1 protein-coding gene is annotated in these 26703 nt (G+C 50.5%); it reads right to left on the minus strand.

Annotated features, from left to right (window positions below; translation table 11 throughout):
- Nucleotides 1–118: 118 nt before the first annotated feature.
- Nucleotides 119–26650, minus strand: coding sequence for a YDG domain-containing protein (locus H5715_RS08725; RefSeq protein ID WP_185906617.1), 26532 nt, complete (start codon nt 26648–26650; stop codon nt 119–121).
- Between the last annotated feature and the right edge of the window lie 53 nt (nt 26651–26703).

The raw sequence follows: 26703 nt of genomic DNA on the forward strand, positions 1-26703 counted from the left end.
GAAACTCTTGTTAAGGACAAGTGTCCCACACCCCGGGCCATTAACTGCGAATTTCGCCTTGTAGAGAACCGCTACAGGTTGCTCAGAGACGACTCGGGCTTAATCAGAGGTTTCTTAATTATCTATTTGAAGCTAAATCCATTCCCTTTTCAAACTGAACAACTTTCACTTTTATTTTTGACGTTGCGGTGTTGCCGTCTTGATCACGTGCAATCAGTAAAATTTCAACATCGCCTTGAGCTTTTGGTGACGCGCTATACATTTGCATATCTGCTGCATTAAATTCCAACCATTTCGGTAATGCGCTCCCATCAGCAAGCTGTGCTTCAACAACAAACTCTCCTGAATGCTTGAAAGTATCTTCTGGGAAGATAATAACAAAGGGTCGGTCACTTCTAACCCATAGGGAGTCAAATTTCTTAGCGCTAGTAAAGCCGCCGCTATTTTCCACCGGAACCGATACACTTACCGGCGTATATTCCGCCATAGAAAAATGCACGGGTGCTTGAGTATCAGCCAGGGTGTACCCTGCATGAACTGCAACAGCAAAATCGTGCTGTTTGTCATAGTGCCCAACAACAAATTCTGGCTGCAGGCTACCTAAAGTGCGCGCTGTATAAGGAGCGTCATCGAGGGCTGCCAACTCCCTAGAACCTACTGTGTAAACACCAGGATAGATGTCTGCAGTAGCATTCTGTTGCTCAATAACGGTGTAGTTATTTAAATCACTGCCGAACGCATATGCCGTCAAATCCACTAAACGATTTGCGCCCGGATTGACATTGGTGAAGTAACCCGTAAAGTCAAACGTCACATCATTGCCAGACAGTAAACCATCCAAAACTAATTGAGATAAATCCAGTCTTGCGGAGGTGGAGCCATCAAATAATTTATCGTCTGCATCAATTCCAGAAATAGTAATCGTTCTCGGGGAAATGGAGGCGCTAGCAACAGATTCGGAAGAAACGCTATAGTTGCTCGCATCTGTGCCGGTGAAAGTACCATCTAACAATACCGAAATATCATTGCCAACATTGCTCGATGTAAATTCACCGAAGAGATCAATGGTGACGTCGTCACCTTCAATCAAACCGGTAATGGAAGCAAGCGCTGGATCGATATTAACACTCGTCGTGCCATCATAAATTTTATCATCTGCAATCACGTCAGTAACAACGAGTCCTCGCGGAGTAATATCTGCAATCGATGAGACTTGGTCTACAAAACGGTAGTTACCAACATCGTCCCCGCTGTAGGTACTTGTAAGAGCCACATAGAGGTCACTACCTACATTGCGAGTTTCAAATTCACCGGAGCTAGCAACAGCCAAGTCGTCTCCTGCAACCAAGCCTTGGAAACTGACTTGACTAACGTCAACCGCAGCGTCTGTAGTGCCATCGTAGATGCGATCCACACCGGCTAATCCACTGACAATAATTTCTCTTTGAGAGATTGTGGCGTAACTTAATAATTGGTCGCTAATAGAATAGTTATTTAAGTCTGCGCCTTCGTATAGCGTACTCAGTGTGACAGTTCTGTTATCCCCAACATCATCGGTATCGAGGTTACCGGTGACCGTAAGACTAAGGTCATCACCAGAGACCAGCCCATCAAAAACTGCATTTGTGCTATCAACTGTTACCACCGTTGTACCATCATAAATACGGTCTAGCGCTGCGAGCCCCGAAAGGGTGAGGGATCTGGTATTTATATTGGCCGTGGTGGACAGCTGGTCAGTAATTGCGTAGTTGGCAACATCGCTGCCGGTGTAGCTGCTAATAAGGCCAACGTTAATATCGGTGCCGACATTCCGACTTGCAAAGGTGCCAGTAACATTCACACTGAAGTCATCACCAGTCACTAAACCATCCAGCTCCATGTCGGAAGTCAACACGGTGGAATTTGTTGTGCCGTCGTAGACTCTGTCGGCGACATCAATGCCGCTTACCGTTAAGCTGCGGGCGAAAATATCTGATGTGGTCGTGGAAACAGAATCAATATCGTAGTTACGAAGGTCTACGCCGCCAAACTGACCTACCAACAAAACTTCCAGGTCTGTGCCCGCATTGCGCGTTTCAAATACACCAGAGAAATCAACATTGACAAGGTCACCCGTTAATAAACCACCGGTATCCACAAGGCTAATGTTGGCAGCGGTGGTGCCATCATAAACGCGATCATCTGCGGTGACGGATGAAATAAAGACCGATCTAGCCGTCACTGACTGACTACCCACAACAGTGATATCGCTATCAAAATTGGAACTGGTCACCGAGATATCAGCCGCGCCCAGGTCGTAATTACCAACCTGTAATTCACCCGCGCTACTTAACTGAGCACTTAGTGGCGTTATATTAAAGCTTGCCGTACCACCGAAACCATCGCTTAGACTAACGGAGTTTCCAGCAACTACGACGTTGCCGGTGAGATCGATAATGGAAGAATCACCAGAGTCTAAATAGCGCGCCTCTGTAACACTATAAGTCGCATCGTCACCGTAGGTATTCGTGGTAGCGCCAAAACGGATAAGTAACTCATCCGCAGCAACAATGTTGTAGTCGCCGGCAACGTAACTAATGGTGTAATTGCTTGAGGTGAAGCCCGATGCCACTAACACATCATCATAATTACCTGCGGCGTTAACCCCTGAGTTCGTTCGATTAATTGCTAACGAGCCCGAAAGCACCGAGGTATCTTCACCGCTAACAAAGCCTTGGTATGCGGCTCCGCCATACCCTGCGCTATCGGCTTCACTCACAAACTTAGCATCGCTTTGTGCTATTACCGTTAATGTCGCTGGTGTGATGGTGCCGCTACCGTCGCTCCAGTTGAGGGAGTAGTTACCGCTTTCCGCTCCGTTTAGGGCAATAGTTCCCAATTCGATTGTTCGAGCGCCAGCGTTGGCAGAATCGTATTCTGCAAAACCAACAATATTCACTTCATCATCAAGCAGTACACCCAGTAATTCACCGTATCCTAAGCCCGAGGTTAATATGTTGGTACCGTTGTATGTGCGGTCTTCCCCGGTTGTGCCGGTCAGAAATAGATCCCTCGGCGTTATATTTGCCGAGGTCGTTAACTGTCCGGTAATGGTGTAGTTATTGATATCTGCACCAGTGTACGAGTTGCTGAGGTCCACCACTCGGTTAGTGCCTACATTGCGGTTGCGGAAAGCGCCAGTAACGCTCAGAGTCAGGTCATCCCCTGCAACGAGTCCGGCGTAAGAGATGTTGTCTGTGTTCAGGGAAACTGCCGTGGTGCCGTCATAGATTCGGTTGTCAGCTGTCACCCCATTAATCGTTAAATCTCGCGGCGTGATCGTTGCCAAAGCTGTCGCCTGGCCAGTGATAAAGTAGTTGGCAATATCCGCACCGGAGTATTCACTGGTGATGTCTACTTGCTTGTCATCACCCGCATTTTTATCGGTAAATTCGCCAGTAGCCGTTATCGCTAGGTCGTCACCCACTACGATATTGTTGAAAGCGACACCAGCAAGGTCAACAACAGCATCGGTTGTACCATCATACTCTCTGCTTTGCGCTGCAACGCCGCTGACGGTAACCGCGCGCTGAGTAACGCTCAAGTTACCGAGTAAAGAAACCTCATTGAAGTTGGCACTGTCAGATTGAATATCGGTTGCGGCGACAACATAACTACCCGTATTAACTTCTCCGGCGCTACTGTTACTAGCGCCAAGCAAACTGAGTGTCAGTGATGCAGTCCCGCCAATACCGTCATCGAGGCTCAGGTTATTTCCGGTAATACTTACCTGAGAAGTAAGGTCCACAATACTATTGCTGCCGCCATCTAAGTAGCGGGCCTCTGCTAGGTCGTAGCTCGCTGTTACGCCGTAGGTCGCGCTCGCATTGTTCAAACGTACAAGCAGCGTATCGGCCCCAATAATCTGGTAATCACCAGCTTCGTATGTAATGTGGTAGTTTTGCGCATCCAACCCAGTACCGATCAAGACATCGGTATAGTTGCCCGCAGTGGTTTGCGTGCCAGCGCGCTCTATCACCAAATTACCGGATAACAAATCGCTGGTTTCACCGTTAACGAAACCGGCATAGCTCACGCTGTTGTAGCCAATAGCGTCTGTTTCAGTCACAAAGCGAGCATCGTTATTGACATAAACGGTTAGCTCTGCGGGCAGGATATCCGCATACGCTTGCGAGTTTCCGCTCACACGGTAGTTCCCAGCATCCGTGCCGGACAAGGTGATATCAGTCACGTCGATAAATTTATTTTGGCCTGCGCTGGCATCAAGATAAGAAGCATTGAAGGTAAAACTGACATCGTCGCCGCTCACTAAGTCTCCAATCAGACTCACTTGACGAGTCGCTAGCACGGTGCCGTTATACACTCTGTTTTCAGCGGAAGCCGTGAGATCCAGAACTTTGGGCGTAATGTCTGCGCTCAAACCAGTCACTGGCACGAGCCGGTAATTATTGCGGTCGTTACCCGAAAGCAGAATACTGGTTGCGGTAACCCCAATGCCCGTTGCAGCATCTTCCGAGTCAAATGCACCCGTTGCACTCACAAACGCAATGTCATCAGCGCCAATAATACCCTGTGCACTTGCAGCGGCCGTGTTTATACGCGCGGCTGTAGTGCCATCATATTCTTTATCAAGAGCAACCAGCCCGGTAACAATAAGGTCCGCCGCAGTGACAATACCAATATCACCATTAGCAGATGAAGAGCTGAGTTGGTAGCCGTAAACAGCTGCACTACCGTCACTGACGGAAACAATTTGTAGGCCGTCGACGGTCACGTTTTTGTCTTCGCCAACATTTTTAGTGTCAAAATTTCCATTCGCTGGGAAGTTCAACGTTACTACGTCTCCATCAATAGCGCCGCTGGTGGCGTCATAATTGGTGACGAGTAGCGGCGCATTGGTTGTCGCATCGTAAATGCGTTCAACGCTGCCGGTTAAGGCTACTGTTATTTCTGGCGATACCTCGTAAATCAATCCGTTTTGTCCGTCGGTTGACCCGGGAAGAACGGTAAAGAGGTCGGCGTTGTAATGCTTGAAATCTGGCGTTAGGCCACCGCGCGTATCTAAACCGGGGTTGGAAGAGTACACCAACCAGCGACCCGTATTGGTATCGAGCGCAGAGGCACCAGCGTTGTTAATAAAGTTATCGGCGGCGGCTATTAAAATGTCACCTGCACCGGCATTGCTCACGGTACCATCCAGTACCATGTTGCCTGCACTATTACGCATATCAATGTCGCCACCGGTGCTGCTTACACCACCAGCCGCTACGGTAAGTGTCGCGTTGTTGCGCAACGACAACCCGCCCGAGCCAACGTTAGCTGTTACAGTAGTAATAGAGTTATTTTCATCGTTAAACACAACGCTATCGCCAGCGGCATTGAGACTGTGTACGGAAAGTACACCCTGGCCAGCCACATTGCCCGTGCCAGCATTCGCCGTTAATGTGGCCCCGCTGGCGCCGCTGGTCACGTCATTTTCAAAGGTAATGTCCTGGTTGTTGGCGATTATCGTGGTAGCCACGGACCCCGCATCCAAATCGACATCGCCGTTAAAAACAATCTCGCCAGAGGAAGCCTGGTAGCTGGTGCCATTAAGGTCGATATTATCGGCCGTTACATCTATGCTTGCCGCGTTCACGGCGGCTAAGTCTGCTTGGCTCGCAGAGGTAATCAACAAGTCACCGACCTCGCCATCTGCCCCTGCTCCCATGTCACCGGCAAAAGCAACGGTTCCTGTTCCTGCCGTCACTGTCACGTTGTTGGCTTCAGAAGCCTGACTATTCAATGTGCCTGTCACTTGAACGTTGGCACCAGCCGATGCGTTGTTGGTGGTATCAACGATCAACTCATCATTAATCGTCAGGTCGCCATCAAAGTTAACCGCTGAACCGTCGGTGCGATAAGTACTATTGGTGGCAATAGTGCCCGCGGTGTAGGTTTGTGTGCCCGTTGTATCCACATCGCTAATAGAGATGGAAGCGCCAGTAATATGGGTACTGGTTAGGGCGGTCATTCCACCGGCGGCATCACTCACAGTAACGTCACCGGTTGTTGTGGCTTGCAGGGTTTGCGCACCATCAATGGTGCTATCAAAACCAATATCACCAGAACCGGTGGTGACGTTGGTGTCTCCCGCTAAATTAACACTGCCCGACACATTAAAGTTCGCACCCGTTGTGGTGTAAGTGCCATCCAAAGTGGCATCATTACCGTAAATTTGTGCACCTGAGGTTGTCACATTTTGCAGGCTCACCTCACCACCCGCATTTGTGCTCAGGCTGGTTAGGGCTGTGGTAGCACCCACATCACTGATAAAGGTTGCAGCGCCGCTGCCATTCACCGCTAACGTTTGAGCACCGTCTACCGCACCCGTAAAGGTCACATCACCACTGCCAACATTAACGCTGCTCGCCCCAGCCAGGTTGGTTGTGCCAGCCACAGTGAGATTAGCGTTGGTGGTTGTGTAATTACCGCTTAGGGTTGCGTCTTCGCCATAGCTTTGTGCTCCTGATGTGGTCACGCTTTGTGCGCTCACATCTCCGCCAGCATTGGTAGCCAAACTAGTTAGCGCGGTTGTGCCGCCTACCGCATCAATCAAGGTGGTGCTGCCGGTGCTATTCACTACCAAGGTTTGCGCACCATCCACAGTACCCATAAAGGTGGCATCAGCACTGCCAACATTCACTGTAGTTGCTCCGGCAAGGCTGGCACTACCCCCGATAGACAGGTTTGCATCGGTAGTCGTGTAAGCGCCGTCAAGCGTAGCGTCGTCTGCATAACTCTGCGCGCCGGAGGTAGTCACACTTTGCAGGCTGACATCGCCGCCCACGTCTGTTACCAAACTGGTTAAGGCGGTTGCCCCACCAACATCACTGGCAAAGGTTGTGCTGCCAGCGCTGTTCACCATTAGGGTTTGCGCCCCGTCTACGGAACCAGTGAAGCTTACGTTGCCACTGCCGGTGCTAACGCTCGTGTCATCGGCCAAGCTGGTAATACCACCAACAAAGAGGTTGGCATTAGTAGTGGTATAAGTGCCTTGCAAGCTGGCATCGTCACCGTAACTTTGCACACCGGTAGTCGTCACATTTTGCAGACTGACATCACCACTGGCATCGGTGTTCAAACTCGCTAAAGCTGTCGTTGCACCGACATCACTGCTAAAGGTTGTGCTGCCGCTACTATTGACCGTGAGCGTTTCTGCGCCATCAACAGCGCCTGTGAAGCTCGCATCACCACTGCCCACATTCACATTGGTTGCACCGCTTAGGGTTGTTGTACCACTCACGCTTAAGATGGCGTTGGTTGTCGTGTAGGTGCCATCCAAGATCGCATCGTCACCGTAGTTTTGTACTCCGGTAGTGGTCACATTGTGCAGGGTGGTATCGCCGCCGACATCGGTGGTCAAGCTGGTGAGCGCGGTAGAGCCCCCCACATCACCAATGAAGGTGGTGCTGCCACTGCTGTTTACCGCTAAAGTCTGAGCGCCATTAACATTTCCGCTTAAGGTCACATCACCGCTACCCGCATTAATATCTGTTGCTCCGGCAAGCGTGGTTGTGCCATCAACACTGACATCGGCGTCGGTTGTGGTATAGGTGCCATTGAGGCTAACGTTATCACCGTAGTTCTGTGCACCAGCGGTGGTTACGTTTGTAACGCTAGTGCTGCCACCAGCATCGGTGGTTAGGCTGGTGAGCGCTGTTGAGCCTCCAATCACACCGCTAAAGACTACCGCATCTAAGCTGTTCACGGTGACTGCACCTGCGCCATCTAGCGTACTGCCATAGTTCATATCTCCAGTGACGGATTCAATCAGCGTGTCGCCACCTAGAGTGACAGCTCCGTTCAAGGTGTTGTTACCCGCTAGGTTGCGCAGTGCACCTCCGCCAGCGGCACCCGTGCCGCTCAACGTTAAAGCGTCTGCCAGGATAAGGTCAGAGCTTGTCCCATCTAACACCAAGGTTGCGCCATCGGCCACTGCAGTGCTGCCATCTGCTGTACCTAATGCGGCGTTATTCTTCACCGTAAGCGTGCCACCGTTTACATAGGTGTTTCCTGAGTAAGTGTTGGCCCCTGAAAGAGTTAAAGCGCCGCCATCCAGTGCGAGGCTGCCACCGCTACCCGAAATCACACCCGATATTTCACCAGCGTTATTACTCAGGGTAAGGGATTCACCGCCGAGATCTAGATTGCCATTACCTGCAAGTGATGTTGTGACCACATCGCTCGCGCCAGAAACATCCAAATCACCACTGTTGGCAATATCACTGGTGCCTTGTAAAGCGTTGGTGTTAGTTACGCTGAGAGATGCACCTGCACCGATAATCGTTTGGCCGGCATAAGTATTGGCTGCGGCAAGGTTAAGCTCACCCGCGCCGACGGTTTGTAAATCACCGGTACCAGAAATGCTGTCAGATAATTCACTGTCTAAGCCAGCGCTCACCTGCAGGGAATCGCCATTGAGTACAAGACTGCCAGGAGCATTTATAGCACCGGCAGAATTCAGAACGGTGGTATCTGCGAGCGTCACGCTACCCGCCCCAATGCCCAGTGTGATAGCGCCGGAGTTCACGTTACCGAAAGTGATTCTATTGAAGCCGTCTTGCAAGAACCCAAATTCGCTTGCGTCCAAGTTGAGGGTTCCTGCGCCACCGGCCAAACCAATGGTGGTAGCTGCCGTTTCGTTTTGGATAACCAAGTCGCCTGAGCCGGAAACATTACCTCCCAAAGTCATGGCATCTGTGGTTAGGGTTAGGTTATTTACCCCGGCAGAAAGAGTTGAGCCAGTGGTGATTGAACCCGCCATTAACACAGTATCGGTATCCACCGTCACGGCATCATTAAACGTTAAGGCGCCGCTAAAGGAGAGCTGACTGCCGCCAATATTCGTAGTACCGCCAGTATTGGTTGTTAGCGAAACAAGCTCACTCATACCTCCCACATTGCCACCGAGAGTGGTTGTGCCAGCACTATTGAGAAGCAAGTTATACGCACCGTTCAAAGTACTGCTCACATTTAAGTTGGCTGTACCAGAGGCTAGAGTCGTATTCGCGGTTAATGTTGCTGCGCCCAAATCCAACTGCGAGTCTATAGTGGCGACAGTACCGGCCACGGTGGTACCCGAGGCGGCGGTGGTATCCAATCCGCCGCTAAAGGTTGTGCTATCGGTGTCGGCATCACCCAGCGTTACGTTACCGGTATTTAAGGTTGTGGTGTCGGTATCCACAAGGCTCGCTGCGCCGTTAAGAATCAGGTCATAGGCGCTCGCGAATGTGTCTAAGTCATTGACGGTGAGGTTGCCGGCAACCGTGATCGTGCCGGTTTGTGTGCTGTCACCCAAATCGAGAGAGTAGCTGCTGGCGCCGTCCGTTACGGAAGCCACATTGATGGCGGCAGAACCCGAGGTTAATGAGCTATCCGCAGCCAGAGTCACGGCACCTAAATCCATTTGGGTATCGGTGGTGGCGACGCTACCGGCCACGGTGGTACCCGAGGCGGCGGCGGAATCCAATCCGCCGCTAAAGGTTGTGCTATCGGTGTCGGCATCTCCCAGCGTTACGTTACCGGTATTCAAGGTTGTGGTGTCGGTATCCACAAGGTTCGCTGCGCCGTTAAGAATCAGGTCATAGGCGCTCGCGAATGTGTCTAAGTCATTGACGGTGAGGTTGCCGGCAACCGTGATCGTGCCGGTTTGTGTGCTGTCACCCAAATCGAGAGAGTAGCTGCTGGCGCCGTCCGTTACGGAAGCCACATTGATGGCGGCAGAACCCGAGGTTAATGAGCTATCCGCAGCCAGAGTCACGGCACCTAAATCCATTTGGGTATCGGTGGTGGCGACGCTACCGGCCACGGTGGTACCCGAGGCGGCGGTGGTATCCAATCCGCCGCTAAAGGTTGTGCTATCGGTGTCGGCATCACCCAGCGTTACGTTACCGGTATTTAAGGTTGTGGTGTCGGTATCCACAAGGCTCGCTGCGCCGTTAAGAATCAGGTCATAGGCGCTCGCGAATGTGTCTAAGTCATTGACGGTGAGGTTGCCGGCAACCGTGATCGTGCCGGTTTGTGTGCTGTCACCCAAATCGAGAGAGTAGCTGCTGGCGCCGTCCGTTACGGAAGCCACATTGATGGCGGCAGAACCCGAGGTTAATGAGCTATCCGCAGCCAGAGTCACAGCACCTAAATCCATTTGGGTATCGGTGGTGGCGACGCTACCGGCCACGGTGGTACCCGAGGCGGCGGCGGCATCCAATCCGCCGCTAAAGGTTGTGCTATCGGTGTCGGCATCTCCCAGCGTTACGTTACCGGTATTCAAGGTTGTGGTGTCGGTATCCACAAGGTTCGCTGCGCCGTTAAGAATCAGGTCATAGGCGCTCGCGAATGTGTCTAAGTCATTGACGGTGAGGTTGCCGGCAACCGTGATCGTGCCGGTTTGTGTGCTGTCACCCAAATCGAGAGAGTAGCTGCTGGCGCCGTCCGTTACGGAAGCCACATTGATGGCGGCAGAACCCGAGGTTAATGAGCTATCCGCAGCCAGAGTCACGGCACCTAAATCCATTTGGGTATCGGTGGTGGCGACGCTACCGGCCACGGTGGTACCCGAGGCGGCGGTGGTATCCAATCCGCCGCTAAAGGTTGTGCTATCGGTGTCGGCATCACCCAGCGTTACGTTACCGGTATTCAAGGTTGTGGTGTCGGTATCCACAAGGTTCGCTGCGCCGTTAAGAATCAGGTCATAGGCGCTCGCGAATGTGTCTAAGTCATTGACGGTGAGGTTGCCGGCAACCGTGATCGTGCCGGTTTGTGTGCTATCACCCAAATCGAGAGAGTAGCTGCTGGCGCCGTCCGTTACGGAAGCCACATTGATGGCGGCAGAACCCGAGGTTAATGCGGCATCCGCAGCCAGAGTCACGGCACCCAAATCCATTTGGGTATCGGTGGTGGCCACGCTACCGGCCACGGTGGTACCCGAGGCGGCGGTGGTATCCAATCCGCCGCTAAAGGTTGTGCTATCGGTGTCGGCATCACCCAGCGTTACGTTACCGGTATTTAAGGTTGTGGTGTCGGTATCCACAAGGTTCGCTGCGCCGTTAAGAATCAGGTCATAGGCGCTCGCGAATGTGTCTAAGTCATTGACGGTTAAATTACCGGCGACTGTGATCGTGCCGATTTGTGTGCCGTCACCCAAATCGAGAGAGTAGCTGCTGGCGCCGTCCGTTGCGGAAGCCACATTGATGGCGGCAGAACCCGAGGTTAATGAGCTATCCGCAGCCAGAGTCACGGCACCCAAATCCATTTGGGTATCGGTGGTGGCGACGCTACCGGCCACGGTGGTACCCGAGGCGGCGGTGGTATCCAATCCGCCGCTAAAGGTTGTGCTATCGGTGTCGGCATCACCCAGCGTTACGTTACCGGTATTCAAGGTTGTGGTGTCGGTATCCACAAGGTTCGCTGCGCCGTTAAGAATCAGGTCATAGGCGCTCGCGAATGTGTCTAAGTCATTGACGGTGAGGTTGCCGGCAACCGTGATCGTGCCGGTTTGTGTGCTATCACCCAAATCGAGAGAGTAGCTGCTGGCGCCGTCCGTTACGGAAGCCACATTGATGGCGGCAGAACCCGAGGTTAATGCGGCATCCGCAGCCAGAGTCACGGCACCCAAATCCATTTGGGTATCGGTGGTGGCCACGCTACCGGCCACGGTGGTACCCGAGGCGGCGGTGGTATCCAATCCGCCGCTAAAGGTTGTGCTATCGGTGTCGGCGTCACCCAGGGTGACCGCGCCGGTGTTTAAGAAGGTGGTATCCGTGTTTACCGTTGCACCACCCAATAGTGAAACACTGTAACCCTGTGCTGCGGTATTCAGAGTATCCGCAGCCAAGTCACCATTAAAGACAATGGCACCCGCAGTATCTGTAAGTGTCACGGTGGTTGCTGCAACATCCCCAGAGAAACTCGCCCCACCAGTTTGCGCTACAGACAAGGTGGTTACACCGGTAACACCACTGGCCGCAAGTACACCAGAGCCGGCATCGAAGCTAAGCGCACTGTCTGAACCTGCGTCGCTGACGCTACCTATTGTGATATTTTGATTTGCTGTGGTTAGGCTTGCGGTTGCCGCACCTAAGTCCAAGTCAATACTGCCATTTAGGCTAATTGCCCCAGTATTGGCATCATAGGTGGTTGAGTTCAAATCAATATTGGCAGCCATCACACTTAGACTGCCGGCCACAATATTCTGCATATCCACTTGGTTGGCAGAGACTACTTGCAGTGCTCCAAGTGCACCGTTGCTTGCCTGCCCAACATTACCTTGTATATCAACGTCGCCAGCGGTACCAGCTGTTAATGTCATGTCATTAGCTTCGCTGGCTTGACTGTCCACTGTGCCGGTAAAGGTGATGTTCGCTCCGGCGGCATCGGCACCGCTATTGGTGGTGTCCACGCTCATTGCATCGTTAAGCGTTAGATTACCGGCAAAGGAAAGACTGCCGCCTTCGGTAACGTAACGGCTATTTGTGGTAATACTTGCTGCGGTGTAAGACTGGTTACCGCTGGTGGTTACATCGTTTAGAGTGATAGTTGCAGCAAAAGCGGTAACACTGGCAAGTGCGGTGGTAGATCCGGCATCGCCCTGCAGGTCAACGCCGCCGGTTCCCGCAGCGAGTACAATATCAGCGGTGCCGTTTAGAGTAGCGTCGAAGCTAATATCGCCCGCGCCGGTATCTGTATTGAAGTCCAAGCCGCCGGAAACTTGAGTATCACCTTGTATGAAGATAGCGCCATTTGTGGTGTCTATATCCAAGTCAGCTAGTTCGACATCGTTACCACCCGTAGACGTTCCTTGAATATCCACACTGCCGGCCGCGAAGGTGTGGCTATCTAGGGTATTGGATTCATCAATTAGGACTCCCGCTTCGGCTGTTCCGGTGCCAATAATCGTGATGCTGTCTGTGGTGTAGGTTGTTGCACCGGGAGTACCAGAACCTATGTGTATTGGGTCTTCACCCGCAAATGCACTGTCTACCCACACCCCATGGTCACCACCTTCCCCGACAATGCGAACAGTAGCTTCGGCGTAGATATCGGTGTTTTCAATGCCGACACCATCGGTACCCCCTTGAGCGGCATCCACTGTGCTGCTGCCGTCAACCCCTTTTATGCGGAAGTCTGCGGCAGAAATTAGCGTGGAATCACTGAGAAAAACACCATCCGCGTTAGTAGAATCTGCCTCGATGAGAATGTCACCCGCAGTCGTAGTCGCTTGAAGGTTATCAATATCGACGGCTGTACCATCAACAGCGCTACCGGTGAGTGTGAGGCTGGCCGCATTGATAAAGGTGTCAGCGCCATAGGAGTCGTCAATATCAATTCCGTCACCATCAGCAAGCCCTATTCCGGTTATCGATACAGCACCTGCAGAAGTGAGGCTGTTGGTATCAAAGTCGACACCGTCCGAATCTCCGCTAGCACCTTCCGCAGTGCCTGTTATGGTCACTGAAGTTGTGGTGGCGGATCCTATAGTCGCACTTTCAAGTTGGATACCGTCACCGGATGCACCACTACCGTTGCCAGTCAGCACAATTGCACCACCGCGTGAATCCAGTATGGTTTCGTCGCCATCTATTCCCCTGCCCGATCCGTTGGCATCGACATTATCACCAATAACGGTTAACCCACCTGTGGCGGCAACAATCTCTACATCTGGAGTATCATCAAAGTCGACACCTTCGCCAGAGCCGTAGGATGTGCCCGTAAGGGAGATAGCACCATATGAGCCGACGGGCGCACCGACGGAAACAAAAGTATTAATCAAAACATCGTTTTCAACGGAGATACCGTCTCGGTCGCCGTATTCGCTAGTGGAACTCGTAGACCCGGTACCCACAATGGTGATGTCGCCACCGTCAGTGGTTTGCAGCGTTGAAGAGGAAACCCAAACGCCTAATGAGGTGGTTTCATCCTGAGCGAGCATGGCATCAAAAACACCGCCTGTGCCGGTAATAGAAATATTGCCTTGCTCGGTTTCTATTAACACCGATGTGCGATCGCCTAGCGAAACACTACCAATAGCAACACCGGCATTTTGCGAGCTTGATACAGAACCGCCTGTGCCTGTAATAGTAATGCTACCAGCACCACTGGTTCGAACCGTGGTAGTACCCGCTGTAGCATCGTCAATTTTTACCCCGTAACCTGAGCCAAACCCACTACGATCTCCTACCAGGGTAATATCACCGCCTTCTGCATCGAGTGTTGCACCGTCATCAACGAGCACCGTCAAGCCAGAAAGATCGAGCTGAGCGCCATTGGTTGCTATTGTTTGAGATACCGTTACATCACCATTGGCAGCGGCATCAATTCCACTGGTAAACACGTTATCCCCGGGTGTACCTGCACCGCCCACTGTCGCAAAGGCGATATCATCGGCGCTAATCAATTCCACTAAACCGGTATTGAGTGTTCCAGCTTCTGTTATTCCTGAAAGGTAAATATCTTCGTCATCTTGTGATACGAACCGAGTTGCACCCGCCGAGACAAGAGCCAACTCTGTGTTATTAATATTCAAACCGGAATTGCAAGTCGATGCAGCGCTACAGAGGAAAATATCCAGATCATTGGTTGCTGTAATTGTGGTTCGAGCCGTACCAGAATTAATGGCTTCAGTAATATCCAGGTTAACGCCACTGGAAATATTCACTGCGTCATCACTGGTAACAATTCCCGAAACGGCGCCACCGGCATCAAACGGGTTGATTGAAACAACGTCAGTGGTGAGAGCGCCTGTGTAGGTTTGGCTGATATTTAATGTGAACGCATCACTCACATTGGCTGCGAAATCGTCGATTCGGTTAGCGCCATCTAACAGCACAGCGCCAGAGCCTCGAACAACCAGTTCATCCGCGCGAATATCCGTACTCGCAGCCTGCGTTGCACCTTGGGTAACATCGAGAAGGAGCTGTGCCGCCTCGATATTCCCTAATTGAATTGCCGTTGCACCGCTGCCTTCCCCGGCAAGCTGGGCATTCATATTTTCTGTATCGATATTCACTGTGCCGGCAAACACGTTAGCGGCATCATCAAGCACAAAGAGGCCCTCACCGGCAACAATACTGCCATCGGTATTTGAGGCACTTTGTTGCACTATGAACGATATATCGTCGGGTAAATCCAGAGCAGTCGTTTGCAATATTCCCGTTTCATTAGTGACCCCGCCGGTCGCATAAATGCCGTCTGTTGTAATACTCAGGGCACCGGTAATGAGGTTGTCATTGGTCAGTGTTACCGCAGCTACATCGGCAGCCGATGTAATGCTTTCTCCACCCGCATCACTAATCACCAGCACACCGCCCGCCAAATCTGCTTCTATAACGGTTTCAACGTTGAGATTATGATCCGTTGCGCGTAGGTCATTACCCACCATTTCCAATGAAATAACACCGTTAAGACGAATCTCATTTGCTGCTGCTACCCCACTTCCTCCAGCGAAGAAATTACTACTGGTGCCACCCTCTATAAACTCGCCAGCAGGCAAGGTGAAGTCACCCCCGACCCGCAAGTAGGCACCCGTGCTTTGAGTAATATCACCGCTGGAATCCAGCGTAAAATCACCGCTCACATAGGTGTTGCCCAGCTCGGTTCCTCCGGCATCCGCATTGGTGACAGAAACATTCGCGGCATCAAATGCGGTGGTATCAATCGTTAAATTACCATCGAGCGTAATCAAAGAGCCAATAGACTGATCCAGTAAACCGCCTACAGACAGTGTGACATTGGAGGCGCCTGCGCCATCGTTTAGGCCAGAAATATCACTGATATCACCAATGGTTAAGCTGTCGGCGTCAACAAACGTAAGAGCGGCGTCAGACGAAAGAGTCGCAGCCAAAATATCGATATCATTGCCGGCATTGGTTAACGTGACATCACTGGAGGCTTCGAAACCGAAGTTAGTAACAGCAATGGAGCTGCCTGCAGTTATTGCGGAGGCATCACGAATGAGCACAGTATCCAAAACAACGCTGTTACCTACCGCGCCCGTAAAGGCAACAGAACCACCACCCGTGCCATCAATTGTGAGGTTATTGGTTTCTGCCGCTTGACTATCCAAAGTAGAAGTAAAGGTAACGGCACCGGCACCACGTGAAACGGTAAGGTCGTCATTCAGGGTGACTGCACCAGCCATGCGCACTGCACCGTCACCGGTTTGAGCATCAATAGTTAAACCGTCTAATACTATGTTGGTGTTGGTAATATTGACACCGGCTACCGCACGGGTAGTTAGGTTATCAACCAATGTCGTTGTACCTGTACCGGCAGATTGCACCAGGCTTGCGCCGTTAAAGGTGGAATCTAAAGTGACATTGGCAGCAGAGCCGATTACTACAGCGCCCATGCCATCAACCGCTCCCCAAGCCGCATCAAAATCAATATTGCCGATGCCTGCCGTCAGCGTCACGGCGTTGCTTTCACCGGTTGCGCTGTTGACTGTGCCATTGAATGCAATGGCTGCCCCGGCGTTTGCATTATCTGTGGTATCCACCACTAAGGCGTCTGCAGCGATTACATCGCCCGCAAAGGTAATAGCGCCACCCTCACTTAAGTAGGTGCTGTTGGTCGTGATTGCACTGGTGGCGGTATAGGTTTGCACGCCAGCCGAGGTTATGTCTTGTAGGTCAATGTTTGCTGCTGAAATTGCAACACTGGAAAGTGGAGACGCAGCGCCAACGTCGCCGCTTAAGGTTGCGTCCCCCGTACCCGCCGTTAGGGTAAGCGCCTGCGCCCCGTTGACGCTACTGCCGAGTGTTATAGTTCCGTTACCAGCACCGGTAGCCAGCGCGATATCACCGGTAAGCGTTACTGCTGTTGAAAAACTCAGGTCATCATTTGTGGTGGTGACATCGCCCGCCAGGCTATTCGCTCCAGCGCCCGTTTGACTAAAGGCTGCACCCGCATTGATGTCGCCAGATGCGCTTGTGGTGAAAGTGCCCGCATTAACGACGGAAGTACCGTTGGTTGTGCCGAGCAAAGCATTTACTGTGAGGTTTTGCCCGGTAAAACTGAACAAGTCACCTAAAGCCACTGCGCCCGAAAACGTCGTGGTGCCAGAACCCGCCGTTTGCGTATAACTGGATGCCGCCAGCGTAGCGTCAGCGGTCACATTAGTTGCAGAATTAACCAATAGGTCACGCAACGCATCTGTCCCACCCACTGCACCGTCAAAATCTATATTTCCGGTACCTGCCGTAAGGGTGACATCATTCGTTTCGGCGTTGGCTGAGTTCAAAGTACCGCCAAAGGTGATGGTCGCTCCGCCCGCGGCATTCGCTGTGGTGCTTAGCGTTAGCGCGTCTTCGGCAATGAGGTCGCCAGCAAAAGTGATGGCCGCCCCTTCGGAGGTATAGCTGCTATTTGTGGTGATTGAGTTGCTGGCGGTATAGGTTTGCGTGCCCGTGCTCTCGACATCGCTTAAGCTGATATCCGCACCCGATGCGCTCAAGCTAGTGAGTTTAGTGCTGCTACCCGCATTCGCGCTCAAAGTTACATCGCCGCTACCTGCCGTTAGGCTGAGGTTTTGACCGCCATCCACGGTAGGAGTAAGCACAATATCGCCCACTCCAGCGCCGCTGTTCATAAGCACATCGCCCACTAATGAAATCGCGGTGGCAAAACTAATTCCGTTGTTGTTGGTCACCACATCACCGGCGAGGCTGTTGCTGCCGGCACCATTTTGTGTAAAGCCTGCGTCGGCACTGATATCCCCACTTATGCCCGTCGTGAAGGTGCCGGTCTGCGTAACTTCCGCGGTGCCAGTCGCGTTCATTGCGGCGTTCATTGTGAGGTTTTGGCCGGTGTAATCAAAGCCGCCACTGAGCGTAGTTAATCCAGAGAATGTGGTGGTGCCTGAGCCTGCAGTTTGCGTATAGCTGACAGCATCTAGGGTGCTATCCAAAGTGGTATTTGCTGCCGAAACAATGGCTAACGCACTCAACGCGGTGCTATTACCAATCGCAGCATCAAAATCAATACTGCCTGTGCCCGCGGTTAGACTGAGGTTTTGTGTACCATCAACGGTTCCGGAGAAAGTAATATTACCGGTGGAATCTCCAGAGTTAATCGTTGCAGCGCCAGTTTGCAGTGCTACCGAGTCGGAGAAAGTAACGTTTGCGCCTGCACCTTGAGAGCCAAACCCACCCGCGATGCCGCCCTCGCCAGTAACTGCAATATTTTGTACATTAATGTTGCCGCCAGCGGTATTCACGGCGACATTTCCGGCATCACCACCGTCCGCGGTTGCATCCGAAGTGGCACCACCCGAAGTGGTAATATCCCCTGCGAGTGTGATAGTTGATGCACCACCACTCACATCCAGGGTAACGGCGCCGCCCTCACTGCCCGTGGTCGACACATGTGTTGCACCTTGGGTGTCTATATCACCTGCAACACTCACGGAACCGTTGCTGTCAATATCCACCGCACCAGAAACTGCACCCGTGTTAACGGCGGCGGTGGTTGTTAAAGCCTGACCGGCGGCTAAATCGATACCACCTGCACCGGCATTCAAATCTATTAATTGGCCAGAGGTAATAATCCCAGCATTTAGGTCGAGGCCCACAGCATCAAGCGTAACAGTGCCTGTTTCTGCCGTGAGCAAGCCATCCAAAGTAAAGGCCCCCGTGCCAGTAACTGTTTGATCAAAATTGGCTGACGAAACTACAGCGCTGAAGGTTACGGCATCTGCAGCATTAATGGTGATATCACTTAAAGCATTGGTTTGACCAACAGCGCCACTAACGCTAATGGAACCTGTGTCTGCAGTGAGAGAGAGGTTTTGTGTTCCATTAATTGTGCTGCCAAAATCTAGCGCTCCGCCATTACTGTCTATCGCGACAGCCGCCGTTGACAAGGTTGCTGCGCCATCAATATTAAAACCGTCATAGCCCGTAAAAGTCAGGCCATCCAATGTCACGGTACCCGCAAAATTACTGCCTGTATCACCATCGCCTAAGATGACATCACCGCGCAAAATGGCATTCCCTCCAGCATTGGAAACCACCAAGCCAGAATTACCTTCTAGGGTGCTGGTGAATTCCAAGGTATTGGAAGTGGCAACGGTAATGGCAGCCCCAGTACCGTCACCTATTTCAGTACCTACACCAGCGCCAACAGCCCCGTTGAAGGTTACAGCGCCGGAACCTGCATTAATAATTAAGTCCTGAGCGCCGTCCGTGGTCCCGGTGAAAAAAGCAGCGCCATTATTGGTATTGAAAGCTACGGCAGCGGCAGACAGTGTGGTATCGCCTCCAATGGTTAAGCCGTCGTAACCTGTAAAGATTAAGCCGTCAAACACAGCATCGCCCGCAAGGTTTGTGGCCGTATCGCCGTCAGCTAATGTGACGTCATTCTGGAAAGTGACTGAACCTGTCGCCTCGCTGGCAACAATACCGCTGTTAGCCTCAACAGTTGACTGGAAATCCACAGCAGCTGTTGATGCAATACTCATCGCCGCCCCGGTTCCATCGCCTATTTCCGTGGTACCGCCCACGGCACCGGTAAAGGTCACAGCGCCAGCACCAGCATCCACACTTAAATCTTGTGAACCATTTAAGGTGCTCTGAATATCCAAATCACCATCATGGGTGTTTATGGTAACCGCACTGGTTGAGAGCGTTACGGCGCCAGCAACGGTTAAGCCATCGTAGCCATCAAAAGTAATACCATCAAAAATAACACTGCCGCCCAAACTGGACGCCGTATCACCGTCATCCAGTGTGACATCACCGTTAAAAGTCACGTCACCAACGCTCGTGATACCCGAATTCGCGTCTAGGGTTGAGACAAATACCGTATCACCTGAACCCAGCAATATTAGAGATGCTCCTGCACCATCACCAATGGCGGAATCACCGCCGACCGCACCGGTAAATGTTGTGGCAGCCGTGCCGGAATTCACAGTGAGGTCGAGGGGTCCGTCAACGCTATCATTAAAATTAATAGCAGAGTCGACGCTTGTAATGGCCCTGGCAGGCGTTGCCGAGTTGAGCATATCCACAGGAGAGTTGAAGGTAATCGCGCCCGCAGAGGTGCTTTCCACATTACCTAGTAGCTGAATATCTGTGCCGCCGGTTGCCGTGAAAGTTTGCGCACCATCAATCACCAAACCACTGGCAGCTATAGTGAGTAACTGTGCCGTTACATCCAAGGCGGTGATATCAGAGTTGACTAAATCCAAGCCGTACAGCTGGGCTGTTCCGGAATCTAACGTTAGGTCATAGGGCCCTTGAATGGCGTTGTTCTCGAAGGTAAGCAGGCTATTGTTAGAGTTTATTTCTGCTGGGCCATTTTCTAATACCACGCCACCGCTAAATCTTAGGGTGTCGAAACCGGAAAGGTTCATACCCCCTGCACGTCCCAGTGTCACTTGGCCGGCAAAGGTAGAGCCTACCGTACCGTTGTCCAAGGTTACATCGTCTCTGAAAATTACCGGCCCGGTAGCGGTAACCCCATTATTTGCCCCTAAGGTACTGAGGAACGTTGAGCCAGTGCCCCCTGCGGTTAAATTAAATGCTGTTTGTGCATCACCAGTAGCCCCCATATTGGAGACAGCACCCGTGAAGGTATTGGTACCGGTTCCGGCGTTGACGGTTATAATATTGCCGCCACCGTCGAAGGTGCCGTCAAAAGAGATATTGGAATCCGTGCTTTGAATCGTAAGATCAGCATTTGCTACCACATTACTGTGGAAGCTAATCGTACCTGCAGATGTGCTCTGTATATTTGATCCAAGTGTAATACCCAGCCCACCTGCGGTGTAATCCTGAAAGCCATCAATGACCATATTCGGCAGGACTAGCGCCGCGCCGGTAGCTACGGTTAAAGACGTAGAAGAATTACTAACATCAAGTAAACCGGTTACTGAGCCAGCAATGGAGGTTAGGGTAATATCATTGGCACCAATCCCAATACCATTGGTTCCCCCTACTGTTGTAAGAGCGAAGTTATTGGCATCTGTATACTGTAAGGCGCCGCCAGTAAAACCTGCGGCCAAACTGGTAACGTCGTTGCCAACATTATTTAACGTTGCAAAACCATCTCCCACCAGCAACAACTGGCTGGCGGTGATAGCACCCGATTGGGTGATATGACCATCTGCATCTATGGTGATTAAACCGGTTGCCGACGAGGTGTTTACATCAACCTCATCCGAGTCCGTTAAGGTGACGTTAGTTGCGGCATCCACTTGCAGCGTATCGACATCCACACTGGCATCTACATCGGCGGCCTGAACAATCTGCAATGTACCTATAGTGCCCGCTGGGCCTGCTGCATCCAAAACAATATCTTGTAACGTGCCGCCGTTATTTGCAGTTAACGCAGCCGTGCCGCCAACCGTCCATTCACCGGAATCAGTAATCGCGTTGGTATCAACAACTGTCACATTCCCTGTTCCGCCGGCGGTTAAATCGAGAGTACCCAATAAATTGGCGGTCTGGCTTAAAATTATGTCGTTATTATCTGATACGGATAACACAATAGGCGTATTTTCCAAGCTCCATGCCGAAGCTTGGGTTATGTCGTCGTTCTCAGTAATGGTGACGGCTTGCGGAATACCACCGAAAGCCAAATCACCTAATACGTGGCTGGCATCATCCAAAATTATACTGGTACTGCCGGTACTACCGGCATTAAGAGTCGTATCACCGGTGGTTGTCCATGCCGCACCATCTGTAATATTGTCCGCTTCAGTAATATTTACTGCACCACCGGTTACAATTAAGTTACCCATGACATTCGATGCATTCGTGACGGTAATCGTATTACTGTTTTCAGCGTTTAAAGTCACAGGTACGCCAGCAATCACCCAAGCAGAAGCCTGTGTAATGGTAGCATCTTCGGTGATCGTCACAGAGGTAGGAGTACCGTCGACAATAGTAATGGCAATGTTGCCTAGAGTATTGCCGCTTTCGGTTAGTAAAATATCATTTGCGCGGGCATTTAACGTTACAGGTGCCGCACCAACTACCCACGAACCAGACTGAGTAATGTCATTGTTTTCCGTAATCAATACGGATGAAGGTGAACCGTTAATATCAATATCACCCAGAATATTATCCGTATCGTTGAGACTTATTGCTGCTGTACCTGCATTAAGAATAACGGTGCCAGGCGTATTCCATAAGGTGGTGTAATCGGTAATGGCACTATTTTCAGTAATAGTGACATCCTGAGCGGTGAGCTGTAAGTCACCCATCACATTACCGGCTTCGTCTAAAACAATATTGCCATCACCAGACACGCCTGAAGCGTAGGCATTTAAAATCGTTAAATCTGTTGTCCATGCGGCAAAATCTGTGATGTTATCATTTTCATTAAGCGTGACATCATCTACTGAAACTTGTAAATCACCCAACACATTGGAGGTGTTGGTTAATGTTAAATCGTATGTACGGCCAGTGGTGGATAATGTGGTATTGCCATGTGTCGTCCAGGCACCCCCCTGCGTAATATGATTGTTTTCGTTAATAGAAACAGCGCCAGCAGATCCCGCGCCGTTATTGACCTGTGTAATGGTCATATTGCCGAATGAGTTGCTTGTCTGATCTAACGTTATGGCTTGGTCATCTTCAGTAACCAGTACAATTGCATCGTAAAATGTTTCCCAGGCTGCGTACTGGGTAATAGCATCGTCCTCTGTAATTGCCGTAGTACCGCCATAGCTAGAAGAGCTGTTGTCATCAACATACAAAGCACCGAGGCTATTACCGGTGTTGGTTAAAGTAATACTGTCAAAAAAGCGGAATGTGGTATTCCCGCCCGTAGTTAGCGTTGCTCCCCCACCTTGCGTAATATCCAAAGAGGATGTGCCGGAATACAACTCAAAGGTGCCACTAACGGTAGACGTTAAAATTTCAAGATCAGTCTCTGTGTGTAGCAACACATTATTAGCAGAAACAAATTGCAATTGATTCCACTGATTATAGTCGGTGTTATTTAACGTAAGGTTATTTACCCCCAAGGTAAAGCTTGCCAAGCCATCGACTCGCACACCATAGGGACTGTTTGTTTGAGTTACATTACCGCCCGCTGTAACCGTTAAGTTTCCAGTTAAATCGGTACCGCGCCAACTGCCACTTTCACTATATGAATAAAAATTGAATCCATCGGTCTCAACCAATGAGAAATCATTGGCTTGCTCAACAATAATATCGTTAAAATCGTTGTCGGCATCGGTTAGCGTAAGATCTTCAGCAGAATCAATATCAAAATACGAATCACCACTAACAATTAGTTCATTTGCTTGGGTAACCGCACCATTCGGAACGTCTACGGTTAAATCTTCCGTAATGGTCATACCGGGTAAATTTACTGAGGTAGCATTGTCAAAATATAATGTAACATTGCGTAAAGTACCCGCGCTTTCTAACCCGGAAAGTACCGCGTTGCCTGCATTTTCATTGCGGAAATCAACATCACGATAGCTGCCCAATCCGGTCGCGTCCATTGTGACAGTGCCAGCAAAATTATTGCCATTTTCACCAATTAGTAAATCGCTGTCTGCAGCAGTCACCGTAAAGTCAGAAGTACCATCAACGGTAATGGTGCCATCATCATTAATGCCGCTATTTTGAGTGATAGTGCCGCCGGCAGTAAAATCTAAATGACCATCAGTGCCAGAAACATCAAGATCATTAACATCAATATTAGAATCTTCACCCAAGGTAATTGTCGAAGCAGACGAAATTATTAAATCACCGTCGTTAACGGTAATATCAGAATCGAACCCGGTGTAAAACAATCCCACATCCGACGTAATTGAAAAATCGCCTCCAACCGTTATATCAGCATAATTTTCCAAATAAATATTGCCTGCCGTGTTACTTATTGTAAAACCTGCATCTACAACAACCGTCTCGGCATAGTCAAACCAAATGGCGCCGCCTGCCGTCAGGCTATAACTTCCTTGAACGTCTGTTGCATAAATTTCAACATCATCAACATCATTTATAAGAACGTTGTTGGCATTACCAATACTTATTTGGCCAAAATCATTGTCGGCATGATCAAACGTTATATTGCCACTTGCGCCCGCATTCAGGCTTGTGTACATGGCATTAGAAATTGATGTTATTGGCCCCACTGCACTCACGTCAATTGTTCGTGTACTGGTAAATGTAGGGTCTACAAATGCCGTTAATTCCGCCGGTGTATAATCTCTCATATCACCAGCAGTGGTAATGGAAAGGTCATCCGCAAACGTGCCACCAATAATTATCGAATTGGCATCTCTGAAATAAGCTGAATTCCCTGAAGCGTCCTGATCTACTACAACCTGACTGAAGTCATGAGCGTAACTACCCAGATCAATATCAGAAGGGGTAATACCAAAACCACCGGCGGTAGTTGCTATAAACGTATCACCGACAACCGTTATTATTCCTGTGTCACCAACAGGCCCGACAATGTCCAGCAGTAAATCCCCCGAAACTACTGAAGTGCCTAACCGAATAGCTTTTTTATCATACAAAGTTACATTGTTTGCAGTAACTTGCAGTATCTCCATATCCGTGCTTTCACCCTGAATATCAACATTACCGGCCGTTGTAATAGAAGTAGTGCCTTGAATACGCACGGCTCCATCAGCTGTCGTATTGGTAATATTGACATCACCGGTGAGGGCATTAAACGTCGCTGAATCACCGATTGTAATACCACCAAGCGTGAGACTGCCGCCAACATCTGTTTCAGAATGTGTCACCGTCAAAGTGTCGGCGATAATACTGCCCGTGGAAATGTTAATTTGATTATCCGCTGCAGCATCATCTCCGGTAATCGTTACTGACCCTAGCCCTGCATTGATTAATCCATAATTAACAAAAGACGCAACACCAGCATCTCTATTACCGACATCTGCGGCATCATCGTTAACAACAAAATTTATATCGCCGTTATCAGAAGATATCAGCGCCTCTACGGAAATACTGCGCCCAGCCTGAAATGTTAGGGTTCCACCATCACCACCACCGATAGTAATGATTGTCTCTTGAATGGTAATGTCGTTATTCGCTTGTAGCGTAACGCTGGTTCCAGTATTGCTAAGAGCCGTTATGGTATCCGCATCGATATTGCTATCACCCGCAGGTGTATCTGTAAACTCATCGACATCGGTAAGGGCTGCGCTGCCACCTGATGTCACTACAATATTTTTAGGGTCAAGCAACAATAAGCCGCCTTCACCATTGTTTGCTCCCGCATCGACCATACCATCAAAATATAATGTTTCTTTACCAGAAACCTCTACGAAACCACCATCGCCAGCGGTATCACCGCCACGTACTGAAATATCACCCCGATAATGTGTGTGATCATCGGCCCAAACAATGACGCGACCACCATCACCGTTTTCACGTGCGCCTGCCTGAATGGTTGCGCCGCTTGCAACACGAGTTGTTTCGGCATTCAGTACATCGGCGTTAGTCCCCTGAAAATCGCCACCGACTAACACAGTACCGCCGCCATTGCGACCAGAGGCATCGATCGTTGCGCTGGATTCCACTATTACTTCGCTTCCCGTAATTTCTACATGGCCGCCAATGTTCCCGCCAACAGCATCACTGGAAACATCTATCATTCCAGAGATTTGTGTAACTCCGCCATTACCGCTGGAAATGTCCACCTCACCTGCGATTACGTAACCAGCCTGAGAGGTTAGGCTAAAGGAACCATCTTCGTTGGCCACTAACGCATCCGCTTCGCGGTCTTCAATAGGAATTGCGCTTTCAATAAGACTTTGTGCCGCAGAAGCCAACATAAATACTTTGCCACCTTCAGCACGAATTAAATGTCGGTTAGCAATCAATTGATTAACGGTACTCGGTTCAACCGCAATAGAAATTAAATCGTTGCCTACAATATTCAATGTGACTTTTTCGCCACCAGCCAGGGCGACGCTACCCAGCATGGCACTAATAACGCCTTCGTTTTCTACCGTTGGAGCGAGTAGTGCAACATAGCCGCCATGCGCAGAAATATCCCCTTGGTTTAATACGCCATTTTCATTGCCATGACTGGTAAAATCATAATTTCCAGCGATAAAATCTTCATCAGCAATATCGCTTGTTGTTGCGACTAAACCACCCACATTAACCCTGCTTCCCGCACCAAAGGTTATGCCATTTGCATTTAACAAAAAAACCTGCCCATTGGCAGTTAACGAGCCATAAATAAGCGATGGATCATTACCCAGTACTCTATTAAGCGCAACCGACGACTCGCTGTTTTGCTGGAAATTTACACTGGCATCACGACCAATGCTGAATGATTCCCAGCTTAATATGGCACGGTCAGAAGCCTGATGAATATTGAGTGCGTTGTCACTTTGTGAAACCGAAACATCGCCATGCGTAACCTTTCCGCCGGTAGGCAAAGTCGTTGCATCGATTTCTTGCGAAACGACTGTTTGCGGCGGCGGCAGGTGGATGTTCGGATCAAATCGATCAGCCGCCTGAACACCTCCCACTAACGACGAAGCCACCACACCTACTGCCGCACAAAGAGAATGTTTTTTCTTGGCTTTGGTTTTTTCCGACGCAACCACCCAAACACCTAAAGTCGCATTCCAAACACAGCGAAACACATGATTTAATGACGCTCGTTTCATAATTCGAAAACCTCAATACTGGTTCGCCTACTTGGCGGATGCCTATTTTTTCT

This window comes from Teredinibacter haidensis (genome assembly GCF_014211975.1).
GTDB lineage: Bacteria > Pseudomonadota > Gammaproteobacteria > Pseudomonadales > Cellvibrionaceae > Teredinibacter > Teredinibacter haidensis.